This window comes from Craterilacuibacter sp. RT1T (assembly GCF_023502145.1).
GTDB lineage: Bacteria > Pseudomonadota > Gammaproteobacteria > Burkholderiales > Chromobacteriaceae > Craterilacuibacter.
On the sequence record NZ_JAMFLI010000002.1, the window covers coordinates 130,725 to 149,342 of the forward strand.

The window sequence follows — 18,618 nt, forward strand, 5'->3', positions numbered from 1 at the left end:
TGCTGTTCAGAAAGAGCGCTCGACGATGTAGCGGCCAAGCTCCCTGAGTCTTGCGGCTTTGCCGGCGAAGGGTTCGAGCGCGTCAAAGGCATCACTGGAGAGTTCACGGGCAAATTCGCGTGCACGGGCAAGTCCCATCAGGCTGACGTAAGTCGGTTTATCGTTGGCGGCATCCTTGCCGGCCGTTTTGCCGAGCGCCTGGCTGTCGGCATCGACATCCAGCACATCGTCGACCACCTGAAAGGCGAGGCCGATGCACTTGGCGAAGTGGTCCAGTCGCGCCAGTTCATCGCGGGTTAAAGGCGTGCCGGCTTGTGCGCCCAGCATGACCGCCGCGCGAATCAGCGCGCCGGTCTTCATCAGGTGCATATATTCCAGCTCGGGCAGCGACAGCTCCAGACCTACGCTGGCCAGATCGATCGCCTGACCGCCGGCCATGCCGGCGTGACCGGATGCGCGCGCCAGTGTCTGCACCAGCGCAAGCTGGGTGGCGGGTTCGATGCCGGCCATAGGCTGCGACAGCAGGTCGAAAGCCAGCGTTTGCAAGGCGTCGCCGGTCAGCAGCGCGGTGGCTTCGTCAAACGCCACATGGCAGGTCGCCTTGCCGCGGCGCAGCACATCGTCGTCCATGCACGGCATATCGTCGTGCACCAGCGAGTAGACGTGAATGAGTTCGACGGCTGCGGCGATGCGGGCAAGATTGTCGGCGCGGGCGCCGCACAATTCGCCGGCGGCGTAGACCAGTAAAGGCCGGGCGCGCTTGCCGCCTTCCAGTGTGCTGTAGCGCATGGCGCTGTGCAGGGTTTGCGGCGCGTGGGCGGCATCCGGCAACAGCCTGGCCAGCGTCAGCTCCATTTCCTGCTGTACGCAGGTCATCCAGTGGCTAAAATTTTCAGCTTGCATCGGGCAGGACCAGCGGCTTGAGTTCGTCGTTTTCCAATACTTTGAGTTGCTGCTCGGCATCGGCCAGCTTGGCCTGGCAGAACTTGATCAGTTCGGTTCCTTGCTTATAGGACGCCAGCGCGCCTTCCAGCGGCATGTCGCCGCTTTCCATGGCCTGAATGATTTCTTCCAGTTGGGCAAGTGCGCTTTCGAAACTGGCAGCGGTTTTGGCGGCTCTGGCCATTTCGTCATTCCTTGTGCATCAATACGATTTTGCCGCCTATTGTAGGGGCAACGCCCCGTCCTGCCTAGCAAGGGGCGTTGCCTGCAGCCGTGTGTCGCGTAGCTTAAGCCGTGTGTTCGCGCTTGGGAAAGACCAGCGAGAGCAGCACCGAGCTGATGATAACGACAAACACAACACTAAGTGAAATCGCCGTTGGGATGTGGAAAACCTTGACGATCAACATCTTGACGCCGATAAAGGTCAGCACCACGGCGAGGCCGTATTTAAGCAGATGGAAGCGGTCAGCCACATCCGCCAGCAGGAAATACATCGCACGCAAGCCGAGGATGGCGAAAATATTCGAAGTCAGCACGATGAACGGGTCGGTGGTGACGGCGAAAATAGCCGGAATGCTATCGACGGCAAACACCACATCCGACAGTTCTATCATCACCAGTACCAGGAACATCGGCGTGGCGTAGCGCAGGCCATCCTTGACGATAAAGAATTTTTCGCCATGCATCTGGTCGGTCATGCGGATATGGCGGCGCAGGAATTTAAGGATGGGGTTGTCGGCCAGGTCCGCCGCCTCCTCCTTCTCCGGCAGCATCATTTTCAGGCCGGTAAACACCAAAAAAGCGCCAAAGATATACAGCACCCAGGCGAACTCCTTCACCAGTGCCGCACCCACACCCACCATCACTGCACGCAGGATGATGGCGCCGAACACGCCATAGACCAGTACGCGGCGCTGATACTCGGGCGGCACTTTGAAGTAGGCAAAAATCATCAGGAACACGAAGATATTGTCGACTGCCAGCGATTTTTCAATCACATAACCGGTCAGGAACTCCAGTGTTTTCTCGTGGGCGATGGCCGGGCCGAAGGCCGGATCCAGCTTGAGATCCCAGTACAGCCAGGCGGCGAACGATAGCGCAACCGTGACCCAGACGCAGGACCAGGCCAGCGCCTCCTTGACGCCCACCTTGTGCGCGCCTTTTTTATTCAGTGCGACAATGTCGACCGCCAGCATGATAAGTACGGCGATGAAAAATACGCCGTAAAAAAAGGGCGAGCCGATATCCGGCATGGCCTGTTGCATAGTGGAATTCCTGTGTGAATGCTTTGTGCAGCAAAGGCGTATTTTGGTGTAGTGTGCGCGCTCTGGCTAGTAGCAAAAATGCATAGATTGTGAAGAAATGAAAACTATTCTGATTTCCGGCTGCTCGAGCGGCATCGGCTACGCCGTGGCGCATGGCCTTAAAAGCCGTGGCTGGCGTGTTTTTGCCACCTGCCGTCAGGCTGGCGATGTGGCCCGTCTTGCCGGCGAGGGGCTGGAGGTGCTGCATATGGACGTGGACGATAGCGCCAGCATTCATGCCTGTGTCGCCGAAGTGCTGGCGCGTAGCGGCGGCAAGCTGGATGCGCTGTTTAATAATGCCGGTTACGGCCAGCCCGGTGCTTGCGAGGATGTGCGCCGCTTTGCCATGCGTGCGCAGTTTGAAACCAATCTGTTTGGCGCGTGGGAGCTGATGAATGCCGTGCTGCCGGCCATGCGCGCCCAGGGGTATGGCCGCATTCTCTATAACAGCTCGGTGCTGGGTTTTGCCGCGATGAAGTACCGCGGCGCGTATAACGCCAGCAAATATGCGATGGAAGGCTTGTGCGACACCTTGCGGCTGGAACTCTCCGGTAGCAACATCCATGTCAGCCTGATTGAGCCGGGGCCGATTGTCAGCCGCTTTCGCCCCAATGCGCTGGCAAAATTTCTGGAAAATATCGATATCGAGGCAAGCTGCCATCGCGCCGCTTACGAGGCGCAGCTGGCGCGACTGCAAAAGCCGGGTCCGGCAGCGCCGTTTACCTTGCCCGAGTCGGCGGTGCTGGATGCCGTGCTCAAAGCACTGGAGGCGAAGCGGCCGGCAGCCCGTTACCGGGTAACGGTGCCGACCCATCTGTTCTGGTTTTTGAAACGCATCCTGCCAACGCGGGCGCTGGATGCCTTGCTGGGGCGTGCGGCTTAAGCGGCTTCAAATGTAAAAAAGCCCCGCCGGCTTGTTGTCCGGCGGGGCTTTTTGCGGGGTTTAGTGCTGTGCCGCGTGCGCCGGCAGTTTGTCTTCGCCGGCCATGCAAGCTGCCGCCGTGAACAATACGTCGGTCGACGAATTCAGCGCGGTTTCCGCCGAGTCCTGCAACACGCCGATGATGAAGCCGACCGCGACCACCTGCATCGCAATATCGTTGGAAATGCCGAACAGGCTGCAAGCCAGCGGAATCAGTAGCAGCGAACCGCCCGCCACACCCGAGGCGCCGCAAGCGCATATCGCAGCCACCAGACTCAGGAGCAGGGCGGTGGGTACGTCAACCGGGATGCCCAGCGTATGCACGGCAGCCAGCGCCAGAATGGTAATGGTAATGGCTGCGCCGCCCATATTGATGGTTGCGCCCAGCGGGATGGAGACGGCGTAGGTGTCTTCGTGCAGGCCCAGCTTCTTGCATAGCTCCATATTCACCGGAATATTGGCGGCCGAGCTGCGGGTAAAGAAGGCGGTGATGCCGCTTTCCTTAAGGCAGGTAAAGACCAGCGGGAACGGGTTGCGGCGGATCTTCCAGAACACGATCAGAGGGTTCAGTACCAGTGCCACGATCAGCATGCTGCCCAGCAGGACCGCCAAGAGCTTGGCGTAGCCCAGCAGCGCGCCAAAGCCGCTTTCTGCCAGAGTGGAGGCGACCAGACCGAAAATACCCAGCGGGGCAAAACGGATGATGACGTGCACGATAAAGGTAATGCCGTAACTCAAGTCATGCACGACCAGTTTGGTGCTGTCCGATGCGTGGCGCAAGGCGATGCCCAGCGCGATGGCCCAAGCCAGAATGCCGACAAAGTTGGCCTTCATCAGCGCATTGACCGGATTGTCGACCACATTGAGCAGCAAAGTCCGGATCACTTCGGTAATGCCGCCCGGTGGCGACAGCTCGCCGCTATGTGCCACCAGCGTCAGGTTGGTCGGGAAGGCAAAGCTCATCATGACCGCAACCAGTGCTGCGGCGAATGTGCCCAGCAGGTAGAGCACCAAGATTGGGCGGATATGGGTGGGCTGGCCTTTTTTATGGTTGGCGATGGAAGCGGCCACCAGTACAAACACCAGAATCGGTGCCACGGCTTTTAGGGCGCTGATAAACAGCGAACCTAACAGGCCTGCCGACTTGGCGGCTTCAGGTGCGGCCAGCGTCAGCAAAATGCCGGCGGCGAGGCCGATCAGGATCTGGCTGACGAGCGAGCCATGGGTGATATAGCGAACCAAGCGGGACATATTTTTCCTTTGTACTTCAGCCGGTAGGGCTTTTGAATCCTGTTGTCGTTATCCCCGAAGCGGGCCGAACTGTGCCGGTCTTGACTCGGGGTGGATGGGAAAAGGCAGTCTAGCCGGAAAATTGCATATTTAGGAAGTGCCATTAAGCATTAGATTGTATTTTTTATTCGATTGGATGCCGGGGGCAAGGGCGGCGGCGTCGCGGGTCAAGACGGCACTGCATGCGGTGCGCTATAATCGGCGTCATTTTTTCGCGTTTTCACTAGACATCTGACACGACCATGGAACTTGCCAAAAGCTTTGAACCGGGCGACATCGAGCGCCGCTGGTACGACACCTGGGATCAGGCCGGCTACTTCAAGCCGAGCATGGACACCACCCGCCCGTCTTTCTGCATCCAGCTGCCGCCGCCTAACGTCACCGGCACGCTGCATATGGGCCACGCCTTCAACCAGACCATCATGGATGGCCTGACCCGCTACTACCGCATGAAGGGCGACAACACGCTGTGGGTGCCGGGCACCGACCATGCCGGTATCGCCACCCAGATCGTGGTCGAGCGCCAGCTCGCCGAGCAGAACGTCAGCCGCCACGACTTGGGCCGCGACGCGTTCATCAGCAAGGTGTGGGAGTGGAAAGAGAAGTCCGGCGGCACCATCACCAGCCAGATGCGCCGTGTCGGCTGCTCGGTGGACTGGGACAAGGAATACTTCACCATGGACGACAAGATGTCGACCGCGGTGACCGAAGTGTTCGTGCGCCTGTACCAGCAAGGCCTGATCTATCGCGGCAAGCGTCTGGTCAACTGGGACCCGAAACTGGGTACCGCCGTGTCCGACCTCGAAGTGATCTCCGAGGAAGAAGACGGCAAGATGTGGCATATCCGCTACCCGGTAGTCGGCTCCGATGATGTGGTGGTGGTGGCGACCACCCGTCCGGAAACGCTGTTGGGCGACGTCGCCGTTGCCATCAACCCGAACGACGAACGCTATCAGCACCTGTTGGGCAAGATGCTCGAGCTGCCGCTGACCGGCCGCCAGATTCCGGTGATTGCCGACGACTATGTCGATGCCGCCTTCGGCACCGGCTTCGTCAAGATTACCCCGGCCCACGACTTTAACGACTATCAGGTCGGCAAGCGTCACGATACCCAGCTGATCAATGTGATGAGCCTGGAAGCCACCATGCTGGCCCGCGCCCAAGTGTTCGGCTTTGACGGCACGGCCAAGGGCAGCATCGACTTGCCGGCAGCCTACGCAGGCTTGTCCACCAGCGACGCCCGCAAGGCGATGCTGGCCGATCTGGAAACCGCCGGCCTGCTGGTCGAAACCAAGCCGCACAAGCTGATGGTGCCGCGCGGCGACCGTACCGGCTCGGTGATCGAGCCTATGCTGACCGACCAGTGGTTTGTGGCCATGACCAAGGTGGGCGAGGGCGACGCCACCGGCAAGAGCATCACCCAGAAGGCGATCGACGCGGTCGAGTCCGGTGAAGTGCGCTTCGTGCCGGAAAACTGGGTCAATACCTACAACCAGTGGATGAACAACATCCAGGACTGGTGTATCAGCCGCCAGCTGTGGTGGGGCCACCAGATTCCGGCCTGGTACGACGAAGACGGCAAAGCCTATGTCGGCCGTACGCTGGAAGAAGCCCAGGCGCAGGCGCCGGGCAAGACCCTGCGTCGCGACGAAGACGTGCTCGACACCTGGTTCTCCTCGGCACTGGTACCGTTCTCCAGCCTGGGCTGGCCGAATGAGACGCCGGAGCTGAAGGCCTTCGTGCCGTCGCAGGTGCTGGTCACCGGTTATGAAATCATTTTCTTCTGGGTCGCCCGGATGATCATGATGACCACCCACTTCCTGGGCAAAGTGCCGTTCAAGGACGTGTACATCCACGGCATCGTGCGCGACCACGAAGGCAAGAAGATGTCCAAGTCCGAGGGCAACGTGATCGACCCGGTCGATTTGATCGACGGCATCGACCTGCCGCGCCTGACCGAAAAGCGCACCACCGGCCTGCGCCGCCCGGAAAAAGCACCGCAGATCGCCAAGGCGACCGAAAAGCTGTTCCCGGAAGGCATCCCGGCCTACGGTACCGACGCGCTGCGCTTTACCATGGCCAGCTACGCCAGTCTGGGCCGCTCGGTCAACTTCGACTTCAAGCGCGCCGAAGGTTACCGCAACTTCTGCAACAAGCTGTGGAACGCCACCCGCTACGTGATGATGAACGTCGAGGGCAAGGACTGCGGTCAGGACGAGTCGCTGCCGCTGGAGTACAGCTTTGTCGACCAGTGGATTATCGGCCGCTTGCAACAGGCCGAAGCCGATGTGACCCAGGCGCTGGAAACCTACCGCTTCGACCTTGCGGCGCAGGTGATCTACGAGTTCATCTGGAACGAGTACTGCGACTGGTATCTGGAGCTGAGCAAGGTTCAGCTGCAAAACGGCAATGAAGCGCAGCAACGCGCGACCCGCCGCACCCTGGTGCGCGTGCTGGAAGTCGCGCTGCGTCTGACCCACCCGATCATGCCGTTCATTACCGAAGAGCTGTGGCAGACCGTCGCACCTTTGGCCAACGCCAAGAAGACCGAGTCCATCGTCGTGGCCGCCTGGCCGGTGGCGGTGCCGGAGAAGATCAATGCCGCCGCCAACGCGCGCATGGATGCATTCAAGGATATGGTCAACGCGGTGCGTAATCTGCGCGGCGAAATGAACCTCGGCCCGGCCGTCAAGGCGCCGTTGTTTGTTGAAGGCGCCGACGACTGCGCCGACTTCCTGCCTTACATCAAGCTCTTGTGCCGCATCTCGGAAGCGTCCATCGTCGCCGCGCTGCCGGCCGACAGCGATGCACCGGTCGCCATTTCGGGCGATGCGCGCATGATGCTGAAGGTGGAAATCGACAAGGCTGCCGAAACCGCGCGTATCAACAAGGAAATCGGCAAGACCGAAGCGGAACTGGCGCGCTTGAACGGCAAGCTGGAGAAGCCGGGTTATATCGACAAGGCACCGGCGCATCTGGTTGAGCGCGATAAGGCGCAACTGGCTGAATTCAGCGATAAACTGGAAAAGTTGAAGGCGCAGTTGGTCAAACTGGGTTGATATTATTGTGAATGAAAGAGGCGGCCTTGGTCGCCTCTTTTTTTGGGTGGAATTATGACTGCTATGGTTGATGCGCCTTCTAATTCAAGATGGTGGGAGTCTTATCTTGTAAGGTATTTGTTTGGATCTGTTGTCGGTATTGGTTGTGTTTTATTATTTTTGAATAAGTCGACAGGGTTTGACTTGGTTGGGTTGAGTAGTGCCTTGAATGGGTGGCATGTTTTGCTTGTGGCTATTTTAGGGTTTGCATTTTGTTATTTTGCTAGTATGCCAATAGCTGTTATGCACTATGGTAGATTTAAAAAGTCTCGCATCGAAGAATTTGTTAGGTATTTTTGGTTGGGATTGTCTTTTTCTTTGGTGGTAGGGTTTTTTTGTGGTGAATTTATTGAAAAGAATGTTTACTTGGTGAGAGTGTTTTCTTTGTTGGTAAGCACTTTTATTGCTTTGTTATTTATGATTCGACCTGCTGGGGATAGTGAATTTTGTTTGGTTGATTGTTTGGTTTGGTCGGTTGGCTCTTTTTTGTTTTCTATATTATTAATTACATTCCAGTATAACTACGCCTTGATGTTGCCTGCAGTTGTTGTAGGGATGTTGCAATACTGTGTACTGTTTAAAATATGGATGGAAGAAGATGGTGTTTATACATTTTATCGGAGTTTATCTCGAGCTAGGGGTAGTAGCGGCGCGCATGACATAAGGGATACTTATTCGCACTTGAGGGAGCATTCAAATGCGATTTTTATTGTAATAATTGAAATTTCTTTATTTGTTTTGCTTTTCAATTTGATAATTTATTTGGATGTGGATTGGAATAAAAATAAGAAATTTGTTGCTACGCGTGAGTTGCTTGAGGTTGTTGCGGGTTTTTCTTTTTTTGGTTAATTCCTACTCTTTTTATGTGGGGGGCTGCCAATAGGTTTGAAAAAGATTTTTCTTCGAATCCGCAATTATACTTGCCAGAAAAAAAGCAGTGAAAAATGAGTAAGGTGGAAATCCTGAAAGGGGTAATCCATTTGGTGTGGCTTGTGTAAATTTGGTTTTGAGTCCGCTGCGCGGACGTTTTTAATGCCGCTTCCGCGCGGCGGACGGGGTCATTTCTTTTGTTTCGCCAAAAGAAATGACCGAAAGAAAAGGCGACCCGAAGCCGCTTCGAAACCCCGCATCAAAGCCGTCCGCCAAGGCGCCGCCCAACTCGCGATTCGCTAGCGTCGAATCGCTCAAACAAAGGGCGGCTTAAAACCTTGGCGGCCAGCTTCGCCGCGGCTCGCGGCTACGGGGAGGGATGCTCCCCATTCTTGTTGGTGATGCATAGAACTGGGTCGTAGTCGTAGGGTGGGTTAGCCGCTGGCCAGCGGCGTAACCCACCGCGAAGCAAGCGTTAAAACGGGAGCGCGTGGCTAGGTGTAATGGCGTTTGCACCGTAAGTTCTTTGTGCGTCAGTAGGCAATCCCCGTTAGGCTCGCGCCGCTGCGCTTGCCGCGCTCGGTCAGCGGAAGCGGCAATAAAAAACGTCCGCGTAGCGGACACAAACGGTCCAAAACCTGTCTGCGCCAACTCGTAACGGGGACATAGCCAAAGAAATGGCCGAAAGAAAAGGCGACCCGAAGCCACTTCTAAATCCCGCGCCAAAGCCAGCTTTCAAAACCACTGCTTTCGCCACGGCTACGGGGAGGGCGATAGCCCAGTGCTGCTGGTGATGCGTAGCGTGTGGGTGGCACGCCTTGGATGGTGCTTCGCGACAGGGGTACGTAATTGTCGTAAAATCGGCTTAAATTTTGTGCAAATTGAATTCGAGCTGCGATGATTATCAAGGAAAAAATCCAGACCCCTGCCCGTGACTGGAAGCAGAAGGCGGGTGATGAGGCCGAGCGGGAGATGGCGTTTTATTTGCGTCGTTACTTTGCTGATGATCCGGATGTGCTGGTGCTGCACGACGTCCGGCTTGAGCTTGATGGTGATGCGGCGCAGATGGACCATGTGCTGATTCATAAGGCCGGGCTCACGGTGGTCGAGAGCAAGAGTGTCGCCGGCAAAGTGCAGATGCGTGCTGATGGCCAGTGGTTGCGCTGGTATCAGGATCGTTCCAGCGGCATGGCTTCTCCGCTGGTTCAGGCCAGCTTGCAGTGCGAGTTTTTGCGCAAATATCTGCGCAAGTTTGCGCGTCAGCCCGAGGTGATCGATGCGCTGGAAATCGGCTATCTGGTGGCCATTTCCAGTCGCGGCATCTTCTTGCCGCCAGCGGAACAGGTGGTAGCCGAGGTGTGTAAAGCCGAGCTGGTCGGCGAGCGTATCCGCACGCGGCTGGCTACCGCGCACGAGCGCTTTCCTGCGCAGTTCCGTAAGGTACTGGCCGATTATATGTGCCGTATGCACGCGCCGCGCGAGATGATTGCTGCGGCGCCGGAGGTTGCGGTGGCGCCAAGTGCGAAGCCGGCGCCGCGACCGCAGGCGGATGATTTTGCCGTTGCGCTGGATGCGGTGCCTGTGCGGGCACGCGCGAGCGAAGCAAAACCTGCACCGCTATCGCATCTGGAGTATGTGGGTGACCGGCTAAAACCCGCAGGTTTATTAGCCGGATTGCTGGGGGCGGGCACCGCGCGCAAGGTATACGCCACCTTGTGTCGCAAGTGTAGTTCGCAGCAACTGGAGTTCCGCTACGGCAAATACGGCTATTACTTTAAATGCCTAGATTGCGCCGAGAATACCAATATCAAGCTTGATTGCCGCAAGTGCGGCCGTCAGGTCAAGCTGCGTAAAGAGGAGCACGTGCTGTTTGCCGAGTGTGCGCCCTGCAAGCTGTCCGAGGTCGTGCACCGGAACGATAGCCCCATATTGCAGTTGGCAGATTGATGAACTAGGGGGCGGGATGTCTGTCCGCCAATGAAAATCCCCGCCTGTGTATTGCGCGCAGGCGGGGATTTTTGCTGGGGCTTACTTGACGCCGTGACCGATGGCACCGCCAATGGCGGCGCCGCCTACGGTGCCCAGCGTGCCGCCATTCGTCAGTACCGAACCGGCGATGCCGCCGATGGCGGCACCAACAGCGGCATTCTTTTGCTTTTGGCTCATGCCGGCGCAGCCGGCCATGCTTGCCGCGAGAGTGAGGATCAGTAGCGAGCGGGTAAAGGTGGTTTTCATGATGAGTACTCCTGGGTAGTGGGTAGGGTGGATCAGCCTGTGCCCGGCGGCATCGATCCAACTGCCCGGTTTAGATCGCCCTTGTGGATGAAGCCTGTCGCCCTTGATGGATGCAAGTGCCGCAGACGGCTCAGCATCGGGGAACAGGCTGGGCATGGACGATAACATTGAAAGAGAGCGACATCCTTCGCTAGGTTCGCATCCTGCCGTTGTGCGTTCAAGCATAAAAGCCTGAACGACAGGCGTCGTGCTGATCAGCGTACAGCGGTGTCGCATAACCGTTATTTTGTTGTAGCCCGTGCCTGCCTTTTTACACTTCGCGCGCTGCGTCAGTGTCTAATTAGTCGATATGGATATTTTCTTGTCTTTCTTTAGGCAGATTTGTAAAATCAGCCGCTTGAATGTTCTTGTTTTTGCCTGTCTGTATGTCGCAATGCCAATCCTGTGGCGCTTGCTGCGCCAGTTTTCGCGTGTCTTTTTATTGGGCCGAAGCCAGCGATGGCGGCGGCACTGTCCCGGCCGAACTCACCGAGGCGCTTGATCCATGGCGCCGTTGCATGCGCGGCACTTGGTCTGATCTGCCTCTGTGCGTGGCTTTGCAAGGCGAGGTGGGGGTACAGGTGTCGTGCGCCATTTATCCGGATCGGCCGTCAACGTGCCATGATGTGCGCGAGGGGGATGCGCAGTGCCTGCGTGCCCGTGAACGCTGGGGCTTAAGCGTCCCGCAGGCGCTGCCAGCATAATCCGCACGGTTTGGCTGGCGCTCCCGCGAGGGAGGAGGGGCCGGTGCGTATTTATTTGCAGCGGTTCAGGCTCTCATCGGTGCCCAGGTATTGCGCCAGTGCACTTTGCATGGCGCTGCTGGTGTTGCCGAAGGTTTTGACGCTGCAGTCGCTTTGAAAGACATAGCCGGCTAGATCCCGGGTTTTGGGGCTGTAAAAGATTGCGGCGTTATTGTCAGCGCAGTTGTGTTGCTCGCACATGCTGTACAGGTAGTAGGTCTGCCCGTTCAGGGTGAGTTTTTCGCCCGGTGCTTGTGGCCCTGAAGCCAGCGCAGCATAGTTGCCGGGCTGGATTTTTTCGATTTCCTTTTTGATGCTGCCGGCGAGGCCGCGCTCCTGTTTGACGACATCGAACAGATAGGTCTGATAGCGGTCTGCGGCATGCGCGCAGGTGGCAAGGCCGGCAAAGAGCAGGCCGAAGACGAGTGGATGCTTCATGCTGTGTTTCTGCTGTGTTTTTGGTGGGAGAGATGGCGCCGCCAGCGGCGCCATCTCGCTTTAGAAGCTGCCTACATCCTTTTCCATATCGCTTAGCAAGGAGGTCGGCCCGGCAATGCGAGCGTCCGGCAGGCAGGCGACTTTCGGATTCTTGTCCGGATAGTCGAGCAGATGCAGGAAGTGGCGGATGCAGTTAAGGCGTGCCCGTTTCTTGTCGTCGGATTTGATGACGGTCCAGGGCGCATCGGCGGTGTCGGTATGGAAGAACATGGCTTTTTTGGCCGCGGTGTAATCGTCCCATTTGTCCAGCGACTGGATGTCGATCGGCGACAGTTTCCAGTGCTTGAGCGGGTCGTCGCGGCGCGAGACAAAGCGGCGCAATTGCTCTTCGCGGCTGACCGAGAACCAGAACTTGAATAGACGGATGCCGCTATTGACCAGCATGCGTTCGATTTGCGGGGTCTGGCGCATGAATTCCAGGTATTCGGTCGGGCTGCAAAAGCCCATCACCCGTTCGACGCCGGCGCGGTTATACCAGGAGCGGTCAAAGAACACGATCTCGCCTGCCGTCGGCAGGTTTTGCACATAACGCTGGAAATACCACTGGCCGCGCTCGACTTCGGTTGGTTTCTCCAGCGCCACCACCCGCGCGCCGCGCGGATTCAGGTGTTCCATATAGCGCTTGATGGTGCCGCCTTTGCCGGCGGCATCGCGTCCTTCAAACAGGACGACGATTTTCTGGCCGCTTTCGCGTACCCAGTTTTGCACTTTCAATAGTTCGATCTGCAGTTCGGCCTTTTGCCGTTCGTATTCGGCGCGGCGCATGCGCGTGCGGTAGGGGTAGTCTGCCGGCAGCGGCGCTTCGGTGCTGTCCTCGCTGCTGCCCGGTGGTGCTTTGGCAATGAGCGTGGCAACCGGGGCATGGCTGATGGCTTCGATATCCCTGACCGACTGCTCATGTGCTTTTTGCGTGGCGCTCGCGGTTGGCGTGCGTGGCGCGCGCGGTTTGCGCGGAGCCCGGGCCGGTTTGGCTGTCGGTGCGGCAGCCGTGCTCTCCTTAACCGGCACGTCGGTGATGACAGGATTTGTTTCCGGGTTCATGAGTGGACCTCTCCTTGAATGATTTTGTTTGCATCCATGATGCTAGCATGGTTTTTTGCAGTGTGGCGCGGCAAAACAGGGTGCAAATTGCAGTGCTCGGAAAGAATCGCCTGATCGGTTACAATTCCCCGATTCGACGTTTGCAACAGACATTCAAAATGAGCACGGAACACAGCGCACCAGTTGTCAGTAACTTCATTCGTTCTACTATCGACGCGGATCTGGCGTCGGGCAAGCACGCGTCCATCGTGACCCGCTTCCCGCCCGAGCCCAACGGCTATCTGCACGTCGGCCACGCCAAGTCCATTTGCCTGAACTTCGGTCTGGCCGAAGACTATGCCGGCAAGTGTCATTTGCGTATGGACGATACCAACCCCGAGAAAGAGTCGGACGAGTATGTGCAGGCGATCAAGGAAGGCGTCGAGTGGCTGGGCTTTAAGTGGGACGGCCATGTGCGCTTTGCTTCCGACTATTTCGATGCGCTGTATGACTACGCGCTGGAACTGATCGCTGCGGGCAAGGCGTTTGTCGATGATTTGTCGGCCGAAGAAATGCGTGCCTATCGCGGCAGCCTGACCGAACCCGGCCGTGAAAGCCCGTACCGCACCCGTTCGGTTGAAGAAAACCTCGACCTGTTCACCCGTATGAGGGCCGGTGAATTCGCCGACGGCAGCAAGACCCTGCGCCTGAAGATCGATATGAGCTCGGGCAACGTCAATTTGCGCGACCCGGTGATCTACCGCATCCGCCGTGCCCATCACCATCGTACCGGAGACAAGTGGTGCATCTATCCGATGTACGACTACACCCATTGCATCTCCGACGCGCTGGAGGGCATTACCCATAGTCTGTGCACGCTGGAATTCGAAGACCACCGTCCGCTATACGACTGGGTGCTGGACAATATTTCCATCGCTTGCCATCCGCGCCAGTATGAATTCTCGCGCCTTGAGTTGATGTATGCGCTGACGTCCAAGCGCAAACTCAACCAGTTGGTCGTTGATGGTGTGGTGTCCGGCTGGGACGACCCGCGCATGCCCACCATCGCCGGCATGCGCCGCCGGGGCATGAGCCCGGAGGGTATCCGCCTGTTCGCACAGCGCATCGGTGTGTCGCGTAGCGAAAACGTGGTCGATATGAGCATTCTTGAAGGTGCCGTGCGCGATACGCTGGAAGGCGAATCGCCACGCGTGATGGCGGTGGTGAATCCGCTCAAGGTGACGCTGACCAACTTTGATGCGGCGCTGGCCGGCAGCCGTAGCGCACCTTTCCATCCCAAGCATCCCGAGCTTGGCGAGCGTGATGTGCCGCTGTCGCGCGAAATCTGGATCGAGCGCGACGACTTTGCCGCCGTGCCGCCGCCGAAATGGCAGCGCCTGATCGAGGGCGGCGAAGTGCGTCTGCGCTACAGCTATGTGGTCAAGTGTGACGAAGTCGTGACCGATGCGTCCGGCGAAATCACCGAGCTGCGCTGCAGCATCGACTACGATACGCTGGGCAAAAATCCGGAAGGGCGCAAGGTTAAGGGCGTGATTCACTGGGTTTCGGCCGAGCATGCGCTGGAAGCCGAGGTGCGCTGGTATGAGCGCCTGTTTACCGAAGCACGCCCAGATGCGGTGCGCGGCGAAGATGGCGAATATATCGACTTCCGTCACTTCCTGAGCGCCGACTCGCTGAAGACCATGACCGCCTATGTCGAGCCGGCGGTGAAAGACGCCGCGCCTGAGACACGTTACCACTTCGAGCGTGTCGGCTACTTTGTGACCGACCGCATTGACCATGTGGCAGGCGCCAAGCCGGTATTCAACCGTACCGTGGGCCTGAAAGACACCTGGGCCAAATAAGTACCCGGCGACGGCCACAAGCTGTCGCTACCGCAGACGGCAGGACGGATGTCCTGCCGGATTTTTTGAAGCAAAAAGACAGGTTTTACTACCATGCTGAGCCTATACAACACCCTGACCCGACAGAAAGAGGTCTTCCACCCGATCGAACCTGGCAAGGTACGCATGTACGTGTGCGGAATGACGGTGTACGACCTCTGTCACATCGGGCATGCGCGGATGTTGGCGGCGTTCGACGTGATTTATCGCTGGCTTGAGGCTTCCGGTTACGACGTGACCTATGTGCGCAATATCACCGATATTGACGACAAGATCATCAAGCGCGCGGCCGAACGCGGCATCCTGCCGCAGGCGCTGGTCGAGGGTACGATTGCCGACATGCATCAGGATGCGGCTGCGCTGGGTTTGCTGCCGCCGACGTTCGAGCCGCGCGCTACCCAGCACGTTGCGGGCATGATCGCGATGATCGAGCAGCTGATCGCCAACGGCAAGGCCTATCCCGCCGCCAATGGTGACGTCTACTACGCGGTGCGCGAGTTTGACGGTTACGGCAAGCTCTCCGGCAAGAAGCTGGACGATATGCGTGCCGGCGAGCGCATCGAGGTTGACCCCTTCAAGCGCGATCCGATGGACTTCGTGCTGTGGAAGGCGGCCAAGCCGGGCGAGCCGTCCTGGACCAGCCCGTGGGGCGAGGGGCGTCCGGGCTGGCATATCGAATGTTCGGTGATGAGCTGCTTCCATCTGGGCGAGCATTTCGATATTCACGGTGGCGGCGAAGACCTGCAATTCCCGCACCACGAAAACGAAATTGCCCAGTCCGAGGGCGCGCATGGCCACCAGTACGTCAACTACTGGCTGCATAACGGCTTTATTAACGTCGATGGCACCAAGATGTCCAAGAGCCTGGGCAACTTCTTCACCATCCGTGATGTGTTGCAGCATTTCGATGGCGAAGTGGTGCGCTTCTTTATCGTGCGTAGCCACTATCGCAGTCCGGTCAACTTCACCGACGGCATCCTGCAGGATGCGCGCCAGGGGCTGACCCGCCTGTATACCGCCTTGCGGGACCTGGATCTGCCGGAGTCCGCCGGTATCGACTGGAGCCATCCGTATGCGGCACGCTTCAAGGCGGCGATGGATGACGACTTCAATACCTCGGAAGCCGTGGCGGTGCTGTTCGAGCTGGCCGGTGAAGTCAACAAGAGCAAGGATGTCGCGCTGGCGCGCCTGATGAAGGATCTGGCCGGCTTGTTAGGGCTGCTGCAGCGTGAGCCCGCAGCCTTCCTGCAGGGCGGGGTGGCCGAGGGCGAGATTCCTGCGGCAGAGGTCGAGGCACTGATCGTCGCGCGGCGCGAGGCGCGCGCAGCGAAAAACTGGGCAGAATCCGACCGCATTCGTGACGAGCTGACCGCCAAGGGTATTGTGCTGGAAGACAGTGCCGGCACCACTACCTGGCGTCGCGCTTAACTTGTTTTGCCTTGCTGTGGCGGCGTGTCGTCGCAGCAAGGCTTGTCAAGCCTTGCCAAAGCGCGGATAATCCCCGCTTTCTCCAAGCAGTGCAGGCAAAACCCCTGCACCCGTAACCCAAGGAAATATGATGAAACCAGAAATCCACCCGAATTACAAAGACCTGTCGGTAACTTGCTCTTGCGGCAACCAGTTCACCACCAAGTCCACCATGGCTAAAGACGCATTCACGATCGAAGTGTGCTCGCAGTGCCATCCGTTCTACACGGGCAAGCAGAAGATTGTTGACACCGCAGGCCGTGTTGACCGCTTCAACCAGCGTTTCAGCAACTTCTACAAGCGTTAATCGCTGGCAGAATGTATGCAGTCAAAGGCAGCCTAGGCTGCCTTTTTCATTTTCTGTTACCCTGATTTTTTCCCTGCCTCCTATGGCCAGGCTCGCAAATGCTGACCTATACCCCGAATCATGACAATACGGCCCCGTTGCCGACCGAACGGCCATGGCTATTGCTGTTGCTGACCTTTATCTGGCTGTGGCCGGGCATACTCGGCCACGATCCTTGGCGCCCGGATGAGCCGTGGGTGACGGCGGTGGTGCAGCAGATGCTCTCCAGCGGCAATTATCTGGTGCCGGCACTGGACGGCAAGGCTTTCTTGCGCGACGCCCCGCTGTATTACTGGCTGGGTGCCGGTTTTGCCAAGCTGTTTTCGCCATGGCTATTGCCGGTGCATGATGCCATCCGGCTGGCGACACCGTTTTGCATGGCAGCGGGTCTGGCTTTTGCCGGTGGGGCCGGGCGCGAGCTGATCGGCCGCCGCCATGGCCGCAGTGTGGTGCTGATCCTGATCGGCTGTTTTGGCCTGATTGTGACCGGGCACGAGATGAATCCGGTCGTCGCCGGTTTTACCGGCTTTGCCGCCGCCTTTTACGGCTTGACGCTGGCGCTGCGCGCGCCGGCATTGGGTGGGGCTTTGCTGGGTTTGGCCAGCGTTTGGCTGCTGCTGTCGACCAGCGCATTCGAAGTGGCGCTGGTGTGGCTTCTGGCGCTCAGCCTGCCGCTGTTTGCTGCATGGCGCAGCAGGCGTCACGCGATCACCTTATTGATGGCGCTGCTCATTGCCGTCCCTTTGTGTTCGCTATGGCTGGTCGGCTTTAAAAGCAGTCATCCTTTGGCCTTTCAGTTGTGGCTGGATGCGTTTGCGTTAGGCCCGTTCAACGGCTTTGCCCGGCTTGCCTTTTTTCATGAGCCTGGTTACTACTCCAAGACTGTTTTGTGGTATGCCTTCCCGGCCTGGCCCTTAGCCTTGTGGACGCTATATCGCAGCTACCGCATCCGGCGCTTTAAGCGGCCGCTGATACAGCTGCCGCTGCTTGCCTTTGCAGTGAGCATGCTGGTGCTGACCCTGTCCAGCCGCCAATCCAGCGAGTCGGCCTTGCCCTTGCTGCTGCCGCTGGCGATTCTGGCCGCTGCCGAACTGGATACCCTGCGCCGCGGCGCCGCGGCTTTTCTGAACTGGTTTGGCCTGATGACTTTCGGTCTGTTCGGCCTGTTGGTATGGCTGGGCTGGCTGGCGATGAACTTCGGCTGGCCCGAGCGTCTGGCCGGTCGCGCGCACTATTTCAGCCCTTACTATGTGCCGCATATCTCGTTTATTGCCGCCGGTTTTGCCTTGCTGGCGACCTTGGGCTGGTTATGGGCGGTGACGCGCCGCCATTTGCGCGGACGGCAGGCGGTGACCAACTGGGCCGCCGGCATTACCCTGTTTTGGGGCTTGGGCATGACCTTGTGGCTGCCGTGGCTGGATGCCGCCAAAAGCTACCGGCCGGTGGTCGATAAAATGATGGCGGTGCTGCCGGATGATGTGCAGTGCGTCGCTACCGACAGCCGTAACGGCATGGCGCGCCTGAGCTGGCAGTATTACGCCGGCCTCGAACTCAAGCCTTATGTGGCGGGTGAAACCCCGCCTTGTGACTGGCTGCTGGTGATGCGTACGCGCGACGAAGGTTTGGCCGAACCGGGCTGGCAGGTGTTATGGAGTGGCGCGCGGCCGCGTGACAAGGATGAGCAATATGGTCTGCTCAGGCGTCAGCCCTGAGTGCTTGAGTCGGATCCAAATAGGCAGGGCGGCACGATGTGCCGCCCTTTTTTTGTCTGCCAAAGAGAGCATGGTGAATGTGCGGGGTGTGTGCAATGGCAAATGTTGAGCCCATTAATAATCTATCTTTTTGTATTTGATTTTAATAATGCTGCAAATTTAAACTTTTTAATTTACAATCCGCGACCAAATTGCCATTGACATTTTTTTCTGGCGATTTTAATAACA

General features: G+C 58.1%; 16 protein-coding genes. 9 read left to right on the forward strand and 7 right to left on the reverse strand.

Annotated elements, in window-relative coordinates; genetic code table 11:
- Positions 1–6: 6 nt before the first annotated feature.
- The 3 genes from M3P88_RS04520 to M3P88_RS04530 all read right to left on the reverse strand — a co-directional run bounded on the left by M3P88_RS04520 (position 7) and on the right by M3P88_RS04530 (position 2,207).
- The gene (locus tag M3P88_RS04520; RefSeq protein WP_502798942.1) at positions 7–903 is read right to left on the reverse strand and encodes a polyprenyl synthetase family protein; all 897 of its coding nucleotides are present in this window, start codon (positions 901–903) and stop codon (positions 7–9) included.
- Positions 893–1,126, reverse strand: coding sequence for an exodeoxyribonuclease VII small subunit (locus M3P88_RS04525; protein WP_124734316.1), 234 nt, complete (start codon positions 1,124–1,126; stop codon positions 893–895). Before M3P88_RS04525 ends, M3P88_RS04520 begins: the two co-directional genes overlap by 11 nt.
- Before the next feature lie 103 nt (positions 1,127–1,229).
- Positions 1,230–2,207: a TerC family protein gene (locus M3P88_RS04530; protein WP_283773111.1), complete on the reverse strand. Its 978-nt coding sequence runs from the start codon at positions 2,205–2,207 to the stop codon at positions 1,230–1,232.
- A gap of 97 nt (positions 2,208–2,304) precedes the next feature.
- On the opposite strand from M3P88_RS04530, the gene M3P88_RS04535 reads away from it, so the two are divergent.
- On the forward strand, positions 2,305–3,129 hold the full coding sequence (locus tag M3P88_RS04535) for an SDR family oxidoreductase (RefSeq protein WP_249614863.1): 825 nt from the start codon (positions 2,305–2,307) through the stop codon (positions 3,127–3,129).
- 60 nt (positions 3,130–3,189) lie between these two features.
- On the opposite strand, the gene sstT is transcribed toward M3P88_RS04535, so the two are convergent.
- Positions 3,190–4,419 (reverse strand): serine/threonine transporter SstT, encoded by a 1,230-nt coding sequence (gene sstT / locus M3P88_RS04540; protein ID WP_249614864.1) that lies wholly within the window; start codon positions 4,417–4,419, stop codon positions 3,190–3,192.
- A gap of 281 nt (positions 4,420–4,700) precedes the next feature.
- On the opposite strand from sstT, the gene M3P88_RS04545 reads away from it, so the two are divergent.
- From M3P88_RS04545 to M3P88_RS04555, 3 genes are all read left to right on the forward strand, one after another.
- On the forward strand, positions 4,701–7,517 hold the full coding sequence (locus M3P88_RS04545) for a valine--tRNA ligase (protein WP_249614865.1): 2,817 nt from the start codon (positions 4,701–4,703) through the stop codon (positions 7,515–7,517).
- A gap of 54 nt (positions 7,518–7,571) precedes the next feature.
- A complete protein-coding gene (locus M3P88_RS04550) occupies positions 7,572–8,405 on the forward strand; it encodes a hypothetical protein (RefSeq protein WP_249614866.1) in 834 nt (277 codons plus the stop codon).
- Between the two features lie 918 nt (positions 8,406–9,323).
- The gene (locus M3P88_RS04555) at positions 9,324–10,373 is read left to right on the forward strand and encodes a nuclease-related domain-containing protein (protein ID WP_249614867.1); all 1,050 of its coding nucleotides are present in this window, start codon (positions 9,324–9,326) and stop codon (positions 10,371–10,373) included.
- A gap of 81 nt (positions 10,374–10,454) precedes the next feature.
- On the opposite strand, the gene M3P88_RS04560 is transcribed toward M3P88_RS04555, so the two are convergent.
- On the reverse strand, positions 10,455–10,661 hold the full coding sequence (locus M3P88_RS04560; RefSeq protein ID WP_249614868.1) for a YMGG-like glycine zipper-containing protein: 207 nt from the start codon (positions 10,659–10,661) through the stop codon (positions 10,455–10,457).
- 425 nt (positions 10,662–11,086) lie between these two features.
- Here M3P88_RS04560 and M3P88_RS04565 point away from each other — a divergent pair, with 425 nt between their 5' ends.
- Positions 11,087–11,404 (forward strand): YkgJ family cysteine cluster protein, encoded by a 318-nt coding sequence (locus M3P88_RS04565; RefSeq protein WP_283773112.1) that lies wholly within the window; start codon positions 11,087–11,089, stop codon positions 11,402–11,404.
- Between the two features lie 51 nt (positions 11,405–11,455).
- Here the strand turns inward: M3P88_RS04565 and M3P88_RS04570 are convergent, their stop codons facing one another.
- On the reverse strand, positions 11,456–11,881 hold the full coding sequence (locus tag M3P88_RS04570; RefSeq protein ID WP_249614870.1) for an Ivy family c-type lysozyme inhibitor: 426 nt from the start codon (positions 11,879–11,881) through the stop codon (positions 11,456–11,458).
- A 60-nt stretch (positions 11,882–11,941) separates the two neighbouring features.
- Positions 11,942–12,982, reverse strand: coding sequence for a polyphosphate kinase 2 (gene ppk2 / locus M3P88_RS04575; protein WP_249614871.1), 1,041 nt, complete (start codon positions 12,980–12,982; stop codon positions 11,942–11,944).
- Between the two features lie 158 nt (positions 12,983–13,140).
- Here ppk2 and M3P88_RS04580 point away from each other — a divergent pair, with 158 nt between their 5' ends.
- The 4 genes from M3P88_RS04580 (at position 13,141) to M3P88_RS04595 (ending at position 18,390) form a co-directional block, all read left to right on the forward strand.
- On the forward strand, positions 13,141–14,826 hold the full coding sequence (locus tag M3P88_RS04580; RefSeq protein WP_249614872.1) for a glutamine--tRNA ligase/YqeY domain fusion protein: 1,686 nt from the start codon (positions 13,141–13,143) through the stop codon (positions 14,824–14,826).
- Between the two features lie 93 nt (positions 14,827–14,919).
- The gene (cysS, locus tag M3P88_RS04585) at positions 14,920–16,293 is read left to right on the forward strand and encodes a cysteine--tRNA ligase (protein ID WP_249614873.1); all 1,374 of its coding nucleotides are present in this window, start codon (positions 14,920–14,922) and stop codon (positions 16,291–16,293) included.
- Positions 16,294–16,423: 130 nt separating this feature from the next.
- Positions 16,424–16,639 (forward strand): 50S ribosomal protein L31, encoded by a 216-nt coding sequence (gene rpmE, locus M3P88_RS04590; protein ID WP_124734304.1) that lies wholly within the window; start codon positions 16,424–16,426, stop codon positions 16,637–16,639.
- Between the two features lie 98 nt (positions 16,640–16,737).
- Complete coding sequence (locus M3P88_RS04595) at positions 16,738–18,390, forward strand: ArnT family glycosyltransferase (RefSeq protein ID WP_249614874.1); 1,653 nt, start codon at positions 16,738–16,740, stop codon at positions 18,388–18,390.
- Positions 18,391–18,618 lie beyond the last annotated feature (228 nt).